The sequence below is a fragment of the Enterobacter nematophilus genome, from assembly GCF_026344075.1.
GTDB classification, from domain to species: Bacteria; Pseudomonadota; Gammaproteobacteria; order Enterobacterales; family Enterobacteriaceae; genus Enterobacter; species Enterobacter nematophilus.
In genome coordinates this window covers 383,360-395,227 of sequence record NZ_JAPKNE010000004.1, presented here as the reverse complement: position 1 = coordinate 395,227, position 11,868 = coordinate 383,360, and the positions used below count along the sequence as shown (strand labels likewise).

Genomic DNA, 11,868 nt, shown 5'->3' with positions numbered 1-11,868 from the left:
GCCTCAGCTGCCCTCTGTAAATTGAAATGAATTAACGACGTACGGCAATCGCTTCAATTTCAATTTTCACGTCTTTTGGCAGACGAGCCACTTCAACACAGGAGCGCGCCGGGAAGGAGGCGTTGTGCTCGGTGAAGAAGGCTTCGTAGGTGGCGTTAACGGTCGCGAAGTCATTCAGATCTTTCACGAAAACGGTCGTTTTCACGATGTCGCCCACTTTCAGACCGGCAGATTCAACGATCGCCTGCACGTTTTCCAGCGACTGACGCGCCTGCGCCGCTACGTCGGCTGGCACTTCACCGGTTTTTGGGTTCACCGGGATCTGGCCAGAGGTAATGATCATGCTGCCCAGATCGACGCCCTGAACGTAAGGGCCGATAGCCGCTGGTGCACTTTCCGTCGCGAGTACTTTGGTCATGATTTCTCCAGAATAACAGCTGATTAAATGTTCCCGGCCATTATAGGGAGGCCGGGATCCTTTACCAACCTCAATTAGTTGGCCAGCACCACATAATGAGAAAACTCTTTTTCGCAGTATTTGCATTTGAGCGCGATGTCATCGGCGCGTTTTTTCACTGCAAAACTGGAGGAAACCGGCTCAGCATGACTGATGCAGTTGCTGTTCGGGCAGACCAGCACGCTTTCGATGCGATCCGGCAGGCTCGGGCGAGATTTACCCACCACGTCGTAATCGTCGATGCGGTTAACGGTGGCCTCCGGCGCGTACAGCGACAGCTGGTTGACCTGCTCGTCGGTCAGGAAGGTGTTCTCGATCTTGATCAGATCTTTGCGGCCCATTTCTCCCGACGGCAGGTTCAGGCCGATGGTGATGCGCTGGTCGGTTTCGGTCAGTTTGAACAGCGTCAGCAGCTTAAAGCCGACCTGCGCAGGGATGTGGTCAATCACGGTGCCACGCTTGATGGCTTCAACCTGGAGTTTGTTATCGTGTGTCATTGTCGTTTCCCCTTACAGTGCCAATTCGCGATTCAGAACCAGTGCCAGTAACGCCTGGCGGGCGAAGATGCCGTTTCCGGCCTGCTGGAAGTACCAGGCGTGCGGCGTTTTGTCCACGTCGGTTGCGATCTCATCGATGCGCGGCAGCGGGTGCAGGACCTTCATGTTGTCGCGCGCGCCCTCGAGGTCGCTTGCGCGCAGGACAAACTGCGCCTTCACGTTGGCGTACTCGGACGGGTCCAGACGCTCCTTTTGCACGCGGGTCATGTAGAGAATATCCACGTTGCCCACCACCTCTTCGATGCTGGCGTGCAGGCTCCACTGAATGCCTTTTTCGTCCAGCATGTCGAGAATGTACTGCGGCATCGCCAGCGCGTCCGGGGCGATGAAGAAGAAGCGGTTGCCGTTAAACTTCGCCAGCGCCTGAGTCAGGGAGTGAACGGTGCGGCCGTACTTCAGGTCGCCGACCATGGCGATGTTCAGGTTCTCAAGCGTGCCCTGGGTCTCCTGAATGGTGAACAGATCCAGCAGGGTCTGCGTCGGATGCTGGTTGGCACCGTCACCGGCGTTCAGCACCGGAACGCCGCCGGAAAACTCGGTCGCCAGACGCGCCGCGCCCTCCTGCGGGTGGCGCATCACAATCGCGTCCACGTAGGTGCCGATCACTGAAATGGTATCCGCCAGGGTCTCGCCTTTTTTGCCCAGCGACGTGTTGCTGCTGTCCGAGAAGCCCACCACGCTCGCGCCCAGGCGGTGCATGGAGGTTTCAAAGGAGAGGCGCGTGCGGGTCGAGGCCTCGAAGAAGCAGCTCGCAATCACCTTGTGCTTCAGCAGCTCCGGTTGCGGATTGGCCTTCAGTTTTGCCGCGGTTTCCAGAACCAGTTCCAGCTCTTCGCGGCTGAGGTCGTTTATGGAAATGATGTGTTTTTGATAAAGCGGATTCATGTTTATCTCCTGACGCCGGGCAAAAAAAAGCCCCTCAAATGAGGGGCTCTGGGAATAGGTTTAGCAACGGGAAGAAAAACGGCAGGCCAGCGTCTGATTTCAGACGCGGTAAGACGTTATGTCGTACACGCTTGACCATGCTTCCTCCCGGCAAATTGTCGGGCATTATACGCAGCTCGCTTTGCGGATCAAGCGATTTAATGCACGCTTTACTCAATGCAAACGGTTCTTTATGAATATTAATGCGTTCTGAGTAAATAATTAATTTGCTTATGCACCAGGGCGGTGCGCTTCACGACCCGAGGGGCGACCCAGACAATACTGCTTCCGGCCACCACGCCTAAAATTTCCGGTAACTGGTGATAATCCAGAATACGCGCCACCGCGCGGCCATATCCGGCGACGGTATGGATAAGGATAAATTCGCTATTATGCTCCACGCTCACCACCATTTCGGAGACGGTGCGCGCGGCGTCGGGGGCAGGGCGCAGCTGGGGATTCAGCGAATAAATCTTTAGCCCTTTGGCATTTCGAATTTTTATGACACCGAGCAGCTTGAGCAGACGTGAAACGGTGGACTGGCTGATGGTCTCAAAACCCCGCTCCTGCAGGTCGCGGCGGATCTCCTCCTGAGAGAGATAGCTCTTTTCCGCGATCAGACGCTGGCAGACCGTTAGCTGTAGTTGCTCTTTGGGAGAGTACTCTTCGTAATCCATCATAGTTCCCATATCAGTTCCCGAAATAACCGGTGGCACTGCACCGATCCGTAGGCCGGATAAGCGCAGCGCCATCCGGCAAATCACAACACGGCGCCCAGGCTTAACGCCACCATAATCACCACCGTTAATATCCCCAGCAGCGGCGCCACCCATTTCAGATAACGCACGTAGGGCACGCGGGCGATAGCCAGCCCGCCCATCACAACGGCAGAGGTGGGAGTAACAAGGTTAACGATACCGGACGCCGACTGGTAAGCCGTAACCACCAGGTCGCGGTTGACGTTAGCGAAATCGGCAAGCGGCGCCATGATCGGCATCGTCAGAACGGCCAGGCCGGACGAAGATGGCACAAGAAACGACAGCACCACCTCCAGCCAGTACATCACGTTGATAAACGCCACCGTCGACAACCCGGTGACCATCCCCTCGGCGCTGTGCAAAATGGTGTGGGTAATCATGCCCTTATCCATGATCACTACGATACCGCGCGCGATGCCGATAATCAGCGCGACGCCCAGCAAATCTCGCGCGCCGTTGATAAAGGTTGAGGTCAGCTCCTCTTCGCTCATCCGCGCAATCAGCCCGACGATAATGGCGCTGGCGAGGAACACTGCCGAGATCTCCGCCATCCACCAGCCCAGCACCGCCACGCCGTAGATCATCACCGCGAAGGCGAGGGCGAAAATCACCAGGATAATTTTGCGCACCGGGGTAAATTCCAGCGACCGTTCGCCCTTGTTGCCGAGGAAGTGGGCGAGGTTCTCCTCCTGCTTATCCGCCACGATCGACAGCGACGGATCCTTGCGCACCTTGCGGGCGTAGCGCATCACCCACGCCACGCAGATGACCCAGCCAATCACCAGCAGCGCGATGCGCAGCATGATGCCGTTGGTGAAGGGGATCCCGGCAGCGTTGGCGGCGATCACCGTCGCGAACGGGTTAATAGTCGAGCCGAGGGTGCCGATCCCCGCCCCGAGCAGCACGGTAGAAGCCGCAACGACCGGATCGAAACGCGCCGCCAGCATCACCGGCACCAGCAGGGTGTAGAAGGGCAGAGACTCCTCGGCCATGCCGTAAATCGTGCCGCCTGCGGCAAACAGCGCCATCAGGATCGGGATCATCCACTCTTCGCGACCGCGCAGCTTAGTGGTGACGCGTTCGATCCCGGCGTCAATCGCTCCGGTTTTGGTGACGATCCCGAGGAATCCCCCGATGATCAGGATAAACAGCGCGACGTCGATCGCCCCGGCCTGGCCGGATTCCGGATCGTATAGCCCGGCAATCGGCGCCATCAGCACCGACACCAGCCCCTGAGGATGCGCCGCCACGTGCGCGTAGGTGCCGGCAACCGGCACGTCCTTGCCGAGCGCCTCGTTCATCGCCATATGGTACTGCCCGGCCGGCACAATCCACGTCAGCACGGCGACCACGGCAATCAGAAAAAAGAGAATGGTGTAAGCGGAGGGAAACTTGAACTTGCCCATGATGTTCTCCTGAAACCCGGCGCACCCGCGGCGCGCCGGGCGGTGATTAGTCGCCGAGTGTCGCCACCATGACCGCTTTAATGGTGTGCATGCGGTTCTCTGCTTCGTCGAAGACGATTGAATTCGGTGATTCAAAGACCTCTTCCGTCACTTCCAGCCCCTTCAGGCCGTACGCCATTTCGATCTCGCGGCCCACTTTGGTGTGCTCGTTGTGGAACGCGGGCAGGCAGTGCATAAACTTGACGTTGGGGTTTCCGGTGGCCTTCATCACGTCCGCGTTGATCTGATACGGCTTCATCAGGCTGACGCGCTCGGCCCAGGCCTCCTTCGGCTCGCCCATGGAGACCCACACGTCGGTGTAGAGGAAATCGGCCCCCTGCACGCCTTCTTCCACGTCGTCGGTGAGGGTGATGCGCGCGCCCGTCTCTTTGGCGATAGCGCGGCACTGCTCAACCAGCCCGGCCTCCGGCCAGAAGGATTTCGGCGCCACGAGGCGGATATCCATCCCCATCTTGGCCGCGCCGACCATCAGGGAGTTGCCCATGTTGTTGCGCGCGTCGCCCAGATAGGCAAAGCTCAGCTCCGGCAGGGTTTTGCCCGGCGAATACTCCAGCATGGTCATCAGATCGGCGAGAATTTGGGTGGGGTGGAACTCGTCGGTCAGGCCGTTCCACACCGGCACGCCCGCGTACTCGCCCAGCTCCTCAACGATGGCCTGGCCGTAGCCGCGATATTCGATGCCGTCATACATGCGGCCTAATACGCGGGCGGTGTCCTTCATCGACTCTTTATGGCCAATCTGCGAGCCGCTTGGGCCGAGGTAGGTCACCTGCGCGCCCTGGTCAAACGCGCCCACCTCGAAGGCGCAGCGGGTGCGGGTAGAGGTTTTTTCAAAGATCAGGGCGATGTTTTTCCCGACCAGAGTTTGCTTTTCGCGCCCGGCTTTTTTGGCGGCCTTCAGCTCGATGGCGAGGTCGATCAGGTACTGGATCTCCGCCGGGGTGTAGTCCAGCAGTTTCAGGAAGTTGCGGTTTTTCAGGTTGATGGTCATGGGTAAATCCTTTTTAAAATTATAAAAACCTTTCCCCTCACCCCGGCCCTCTCCCCAAAGGGGAGAGGGTGTAATCGTCCCCTCTCCCCTTTGGGGAGAGGGTTAGGGTGAGGGGGGGAGTTCTCAGTTACGAATCAACGTGCCTTTCTCGCCCGCCAGGATCTCCGCGCCGTCATTCAGCGCGCCGATCCCGGCAATGCCGCCGCAGGCCTCAACAAACTCGCGGCAGGCGGCCACTTTCGGCCCCATCGATCCGGCGTCGAACTGCATCCCTCTGAGCAGCTCCGGCGTCACCTGCGCCAGCGGGCGATGGGTCGGCTTGCCCCAGTCGAGGTACACCGCGTCGGCATCGGTCAGGATCAGCAGGGCGTCGGCCTCGATCTGGCGCGCCAGCAGGGCGGCGGAGAGGTCTTTGTCGATCACCGCCTCAATGCCGCGATAGCCGTTGTCGCTCTCCACTACCGGCACGCCGCCGCCGCCGTTGCAGATCACCAGGTGGTCGCGCTGGATCAGCGCCGTGATGGCGTCGCTCTCGACGATGCGCTTCGGCTGCGGCGACGGCACCACGCGGCGGAAATAGCTCCCGTCGGCCTTGAACACCCAGCCTTTTACCGCGGCCAGCGTTTTCGCCTGCGCTTCGCTATAGACCGGGCCGATGTACTTGGTCGGGTTGCTGAAGGCCGGGTCGGCCGCGTCCACTTCCACCTGGGTGAGCAGGACGCTCACCTCGCGCTGGGGCAGGTTGTTTTTCAGCGCCTGCTGGAGCATGTAGCCGATCATCCCCTGGCTTTCGGCACCGAGAACGTCCAGCGGGTAGGGGGTGACTTTGTCGTAGGCGCTGTTCTGTAATGCCAGCAGCCCGACCTGCGGGCCGTTGCCGTGCACCAGCACCACGCGCCACTGCTCCGTTAACCCGGCGATGGTGCGGGCGGCCTGCTCGATGTTCTGGCGCTGGATCTCCGCTTCCAGCGGCTCGCCGCGCTTGAGCAGCGCGTTGCCGCCCAGGGCCACAACCAGAGTGGGTTTTCGTTCCATGATGGCTCCTTTAAATTCCGTCGCGTTCCAGCGGGCAGCTCATGCAGCGCGCGCCGCCGCGGCCGCGTCCGAGTTCATCACCGGGGATGGGCAGCACGGTGATGCCCGCTTTGTCGTACTTCTCGTTGGTCCAGACGTTGCGCTCGTAGCCAATCACCACGCCCGGGCGGATGGTCAGGACGTTGTTGGCGTCGTTCCACTGCTCGCGTTCGGCTTCAAAGGCGTCGCCGCCGGTGGTGATCAGTCGCACCTGGTTAATGCCGAGCGCTTTCTCGATGGCGTGCAGCAGGTCGGTTTCCTGCGTGCGCAGCAGGCCGCCGCGTCCGTCCGGGGTGAGCGTCCAGCACTGGGCGTCTTTGCGCACCACTTCCGGATACACGGAGAAGGTGTCCACGTCGATGTGGGTCATGACGGTGTCGAGGTGCATGCAGGAGCGGTGTTTGGGCAGCTCAACGGCAATCACGCGCTCGGCCTGGCGGTGTTTGAACAGGCTGTTGGCGAGGAACTCCACGCCCTGCGGGGTCGTGCGCTCGGACATGCCTATCAGCACCGCGCCGCGGCCAATCACCAATACGTCGCCGCCTTCTAAGGTGGCGTGGTCGTAATTAATATTCTCGTCGCCGAAATATTTAATAAAATCGCCGTCGGCAAACGCCGGGTGCCAGCGATATATTGCCCGCAGGTTATTGGTTTCACGCTGACGGGCCGGTTTGGCCATTGGGTTAATCGAGACGCCGTTATAAATCCAGCAGGAGGTATCGCGGGTAAATAAATGGTTCGGCAGCGGTTTCATAATAAAATCATTCGCCGTGTGGGTATCGACCACCATATTTTTAATCGCCGCCGGAATTTCGCCGTAGGTTAATCCGCCGCTCAGCCTGCGCGCCAGTTCTCGGTGCGGCATATCCGCCAGCCAGCCGCGCACGTCGCCAGCAAAGGTTGGGCCGAGGCGATAGTCAGAGATTTGCGTTTCAAGAAGCCAGGATTTTGCCTCTGCGATATCAAGGGTTTGTGTCAGGAGGTCGGTCAACAGCAGGACTTCCACACTCTGCTCGCGCAGCGTGTTTGCGAAGATGTCATGCTCCTCACCCGCCCGTTCAACGGAGAGCACGTCATCAAATAACAGCTCCTGACAGTTTGACGGGGTTAAACGTTTCAGACTTAAATTTGGGCGGTGCAGCATAACGCTACGCAATTGACCAATTTCAGAACCGACGTAATGCTTTTCCATAATTATTCCTTTAACTTTTTTCAGAATAAAAAGGGCATGCGCCATGCGTTTTGCTTAATTACATGGCGGCTAAGCTCAATTGATTTCGAGATTTATACTAGGCAGTTAAATAATCCGTAATGTGATATTGCTCACGCGAAAAAGGATATTGAAAGGTTTGTTTTCATTTGCATGATTCGCATCAGATAATGATTAATTTCATATTATTGGGATATGAATAGCTAAGCAGGATCCGGGGGCATTATTTGATGTTGTTATTATTATGTAGAATTACACACTTTGTAATTATTAGTTATCCATTTGATTTTAAACGATTAAATAAAATGAAAAGAATGACTATGCAATAATGACAATTAACTATTTTTGACTTAAGGAAAATCCATAAATAATTATGAGTTTATAACGTAAATTATCAAAGTCATAAAATGTGATACGGCAGTGGGTTTTGTTATTAAGCGCTTTATTTCAATGGGTTATGTTAGCGCCTTAGCGCGCGCGAAATGAGGTTATGCATAACCCCTGCATAATTGCCCGGGCAGGATTAACAGCGGGTTAACACCTTTCCCGATAAACATGCGCTGGCGCAAACCTCATCGAAAAAGGGCTGGTATGGCAGGCTTAACTCTCGTATAAAAGACCAAAATGAAACGTTGTTTTACATTGAGGGGTTTCTCATGATTATCGGCAACATCCACCATCTGCAGTCCTGGCTGCCTGACGCGCTGCGCCAGGCGATTGAGCACGTTAAAGCCCACGTCACCGACGCCACGCCGCTCGGCAAGCACGACATCAACGGCAACAGCCTGTTCTATCTGGTCTCGGAAGACACGACCCAGCCGTTCGCCGAGCGCCGCGCCGAGTACCACGCGCGTTATCTGGATATCCAGATTGTGTTGAAGGGTCAGGAAGGGATGACCTTCAGCACCCTGCCGCACGGCGCGCCGGACACCGACTGGCTGGCGGACAAAGACATCGCGTTCCTGCCGGAAGGCGAGCAGGAGAAAACCGTGGTGCTGAACGAAGGGGATTTTGTGGTGTTTTACCCGGGCGAAGTGCACAAGCCGCTGTGCGCGGTGGGAGCACCTGCTAAGGTCAGGAAAGTGGTCGTTAAAATGTTGGTTGAGTAATTTGCCCTCACCCTAACCCTCTCCCACAGGGAGAGGGAACTTTTACACCCTCTCCCCGTGGGAGAGGGCCGGGGTGAGGGCATCAGGCCGCACCCTCTAATATGTGATCCAGCTTAAATTTCCCGCACTCCTTCTTCCCTTCCCATTTACCTCTCCTTTTTCTGCGTCATAGTATGATCGTTAAATTAATGAACGCTGTTCTATAATGTAGAACAAAATGATTCAGCAAGGAGATCACATGCCGCAGTCCGCGTTGTTCACGGGAATCATTCCCCCTGTCTCCACCATTTTTACCGCCGATGGTCAGCTTGATAAGCAGGGCACCGCCGCGCTGATCGACGATCTCATCAAAGCGGGCGTTGACGGCCTGTTCTTCCTGGGCAGCGGCGGCGAGTTCTCCCAGCTCGGCGCCGAAGAGCGTAAAGCCATTGCCCGCTTTGCTATCGATCGCGTCGATCGCCGCGTGCCGGTGCTGATCGGCACCGGCGGCACTAACGCCCGGGAGACCGTTGAGCTGAGCCAGCACGCGCAGCAGGCGGGGGCGGACGGCATCGTGGTGATTAACCCCTACTACTGGAAAGTGTCGGAAGCGAACCTGATCCGCTATTTCGAGCAGGTGGCGGACAGCGTCACGCTGCCGGTGATGCTCTATAACTTCCCGGCGCTGACCGGGCAGGATCTGACCCCGGCGCTGGTGAAAACCCTCGCCGACTCGCGCAGCAATATTATCGGCATCAAAGACACCATCGACTCCGTCGCCCACCTGCGCAGCATGATCCATACCGTCAAAGGCGCCCATCCGCACTTCACCGTGCTGTGCGGCTACGACGATCACCTCTTTAATACCCTGCTGCTCGGCGGCGACGGGGCGATCTCGGCCAGCGGCAACTTTGCCCCGCAGGTCTCGGTAAATCTTCTGAAAGCCTGGCGCGACGGGGACGTGGCGAAAGCGGCTGAGTATCATCAGACCCTGCTGCAAATTCCGCAGATGTATCAGCTTGATACGCCGTTTGTGAACGTGATTAAGGAGGCGATTGTGCTCTGCGGTCGCCCGATTTCTACGCACGTGCTGCCGCCCGCATCGCCGCTGGACGAGCCGCGCAGGGCGCAGCTGAAAACCCTGCTGCAACAGCTCAAGCTCTGCTGAGCCGGACGATAACGATGACCATTGAGAAAATTTTCACCCCACAGGACGACGCGTTTTATGCGGTGATGACCCACGCGGCGGGGCCGCAGGGCGCGCTGCCGCTGACCCCGCAGATGCTGATGGAATCCCCCAGCGGCAACCTGTTCGGCATGACGCAGAACGCCGGAATGGGCTGGGACGCCAACAGGCTCACCGGCAAAGAGGTGCTGATCATCGGCACCCAGGGCGGCATCCGCGCCGGCGACGGACGTCCGGTTGCGCTGGGTTACCACACCGGCCACTGGGAGATCGGCATGCAGATGCAGGCGGCGGCGAAGGAGATCACCCGCAGCGGCGGGATCCCGTTCGCCGCCTTCGTCAGCGATCCGTGCGACGGGCGCTCGCAGGGGACGTACGGGATGTTCGACTCCCTGCCGTACCGCAACGACGCGGCGATTGTGTTTCGCCGTCTGATCCGCTCCCTGCCGACGCGCCGGGCGGTGATCGGCGTGGCGACCTGCGATAAAGGGCTGCCCGCCACCATGATTGCCCTGGCCGCGATGCACGACCTGCCGACCATTCTGGTGCCGGGCGGGGCGACGCTGCCGCCGACCGTGGGGGAAGACGCGGGCAAGGTGCAGACCATCGGCGCGCGCTTTGCCAACCACGAGCTGTCATTACAGGAGGCCGCCGAGCTGGGCTGTCGCGCCTGTGCGTCGCCGGGGGGCGGGTGTCAGTTCCTCGGCACGGCGGGCACCTCGCAGGTGGTGGCGGAGGCGCTGGGCCTGGCGCTGCCGCACTCCGCGCTGGCCCCGTCCGGGCAGGCGGTGTGGCTGGAGATCGCCCGCCAGTCGGCGCGGGCGGTGAGCGAGCTGGATAACCGCGGCATCACCACGCGCGATATCCTCACCGACAAAGCCATCGAAAACGCCATGGTGATCCACGCGGCGTTCGGCGGCTCGACGAATTTACTGCTGCACATTCCGGCCATCGCCCACGCGGCGGGCTGCACGATCCCGGACGTTGAGCACTGGACGCGCGTCAACCGCAGAGTGCCGCGCCTGGTCAGCGTGCTGCCCAACGGCCCGGACTATCACCCGACCGTGCGCGCGTTCCTCGCGGGCGGCGTGCCGGAGGTGATGCTCCACCTGCGCGATCTCGGCCTGCTGCATCTGGACGCGATGACCGTGACCGGCCAGACGGTGGGCGAGAACCTCGACTGGTGGCAGAGCTCGGAGCGCCGGGCGCGCTTCCGCCAGTGCCTGCGCGAGCAGGACGGCGTGGAGCCGGACGACGTGATCCTCCCGCCGGAGAAGGCAAAAGCGAAAGGGCTGACCTCGACGGTCTGCTTCCCGACGGGCAACATCGCGCCGGAAGGATCGGTGATCAAGGCCACGGCGATCGACCCGTCGGTGGTGGGTGACGATGGCGTTTACCGCCACACCGGCCGGGTGCGGGTGTTTGTCTCGGAAGCTCAGGCCATTAAGGCCATCAAGCGGGAAGAGATTCAGCGGGGCGATATTATGGTGGTGATCGGCGGCGGGCCGTCCGGCACCGGCATGGAAGAGACCTACCAGCTCACCTCCGCGCTGAAGCATATCTCGTGGGGCAAGACGGTGTCGTTAATCACCGATGCGCGCTTCTCGGGCGTGTCGACGGGCGCCTGCTTCGGCCACGTGTCGCCGGAGGCGCTGGCGGGCGGGCCGATTGGCAAGCTGCGCGATAACGATATCATCGAGATTGCCGTGGACCGCCTGACCCTTACGGGCAGCGTGAACTTTATCGGCACCGCGGACAACCCGCTGACGCCGGAAGAGGGCGCGCGCGAGCTGGCGCTGCGGCAGACGCACCCGGACCTGCACGCCCACGACTTTTTGCCGGACGATACCCGGCTGTGGGCGGCACTGCAGTCGGTGAGCGGCGGCACCTGGAAAGGCTGTATTTATGACACCGATAAAATCATTGAGGTAATTAACGCCGGTAAAAAAGCGCTCGGCATTTAATTATTTTCAGAGATAAAACTGTCTGCGGAAAATATTCCGCGGGCGGTTTCCCTATGTCTGTAATTTATTAATTTAAACAATTGGTTGCGATATATCGTTGGCGTCACAAAAGCAAAATAACATAATTCGGAAATAAGATATGACTATTGCTGGTTAATTGAACAGCTCATTACACTCCATTAACACGATGTTG

The 11,868-nt window shown here is 58.9% G+C and carries 12 protein-coding genes and 1 pseudogene; 4 read left to right on the top strand and 9 right to left on the bottom strand.

Annotated features, from left to right (window positions below; translation table 11 throughout):
• Nucleotides 1–31: 31 nt before the first annotated feature.
• The 4 genes from ridA to OSH03_RS14425 all read right to left on the bottom strand — a co-directional run bounded on the left by ridA (nt 32) and on the right by OSH03_RS14425 (nt 2,038).
• Complete coding sequence (gene ridA, locus OSH03_RS14440) at nt 32–418, bottom strand: 2-iminobutanoate/2-iminopropanoate deaminase (RefSeq protein WP_061099418.1); 387 nt, start codon at nt 416–418, stop codon at nt 32–34.
• A gap of 74 nt (nt 419–492) precedes the next feature.
• The gene (gene pyrI / locus OSH03_RS14435; RefSeq protein WP_061099417.1) at nt 493–954 is read right to left on the bottom strand and encodes an aspartate carbamoyltransferase regulatory subunit; all 462 of its coding nucleotides are present in this window, start codon (nt 952–954) and stop codon (nt 493–495) included.
• Nucleotides 955–966: 12 nt separating this feature from the next.
• Nucleotides 967–1,899: an aspartate carbamoyltransferase gene (pyrB, locus tag OSH03_RS14430; RefSeq protein WP_061099416.1), complete on the bottom strand. Its 933-nt coding sequence runs from the start codon at nt 1,897–1,899 to the stop codon at nt 967–969.
• Between the two features lie 34 nt (nt 1,900–1,933).
• Entirely contained in the window at nt 1,934–2,038 is a 105-nt protein-coding gene (locus OSH03_RS14425) for a pyrBI operon leader peptide (protein ID WP_022646880.1), read from the bottom strand.
• Here OSH03_RS14425 and OSH03_RS14420 point away from each other — a divergent pair.
• Nucleotides 2,018–2,135, top strand: a pseudogene (locus OSH03_RS14420) (hypothetical protein). The gene OSH03_RS14425 and the pseudogene OSH03_RS14420 overlap by 21 nt on opposite strands.
• A gap of 3 nt (nt 2,136–2,138) precedes the next feature.
• Here the strand turns inward: OSH03_RS14420 and OSH03_RS14415 are convergent.
• From OSH03_RS14415 to arcA, 5 genes are all read right to left on the bottom strand, one after another.
• The gene (locus OSH03_RS14415) at nt 2,139–2,618 is read right to left on the bottom strand and encodes an arginine repressor (protein ID WP_003863366.1); all 480 of its coding nucleotides are present in this window, start codon (nt 2,616–2,618) and stop codon (nt 2,139–2,141) included.
• 80 nt (nt 2,619–2,698) lie between these two features.
• Nucleotides 2,699–4,102: a YfcC family protein gene (locus OSH03_RS14410; protein WP_061099415.1), complete on the bottom strand. Its 1,404-nt coding sequence runs from the start codon at nt 4,100–4,102 to the stop codon at nt 2,699–2,701.
• A 46-nt stretch (nt 4,103–4,148) separates the two neighbouring features.
• Nucleotides 4,149–5,153: an ornithine carbamoyltransferase gene (gene argF, locus OSH03_RS14405; RefSeq protein WP_266179407.1), complete on the bottom strand. Its 1,005-nt coding sequence runs from the start codon at nt 5,151–5,153 to the stop codon at nt 4,149–4,151.
• Nucleotides 5,154–5,276: 123 nt separating this feature from the next.
• A complete protein-coding gene (gene arcC / locus OSH03_RS14400) occupies nt 5,277–6,188 on the bottom strand; it encodes a carbamate kinase (RefSeq protein WP_266179406.1) in 912 nt (303 codons plus the stop codon).
• 10 nt (nt 6,189–6,198) lie between these two features.
• Nucleotides 6,199–7,419, bottom strand: coding sequence for an arginine deiminase (gene arcA / locus OSH03_RS14395; protein WP_266179405.1), 1,221 nt, complete (start codon nt 7,417–7,419; stop codon nt 6,199–6,201).
• 674 nt (nt 7,420–8,093) lie between these two features.
• Here arcA and OSH03_RS14390 point away from each other — a divergent pair.
• From OSH03_RS14390 to yagF, 3 genes are all read left to right on the top strand, one after another.
• Nucleotides 8,094–8,546: a YhcH/YjgK/YiaL family protein gene (locus OSH03_RS14390; protein WP_266179404.1), complete on the top strand. Its 453-nt coding sequence runs from the start codon at nt 8,094–8,096 to the stop codon at nt 8,544–8,546.
• Between the two features lie 238 nt (nt 8,547–8,784).
• Nucleotides 8,785–9,693 (top strand): 2-keto-3-deoxygluconate aldolase, encoded by a 909-nt coding sequence (gene yagE / locus OSH03_RS14385; RefSeq protein WP_266179403.1) that lies wholly within the window; start codon nt 8,785–8,787, stop codon nt 9,691–9,693.
• A 14-nt stretch (nt 9,694–9,707) separates the two neighbouring features.
• A complete protein-coding gene (yagF, locus tag OSH03_RS14380) occupies nt 9,708–11,675 on the top strand; it encodes a xylonate dehydratase YagF (RefSeq protein ID WP_266179402.1) in 1,968 nt (655 codons plus the stop codon).
• Nucleotides 11,676–11,868 lie beyond the last annotated feature (193 nt).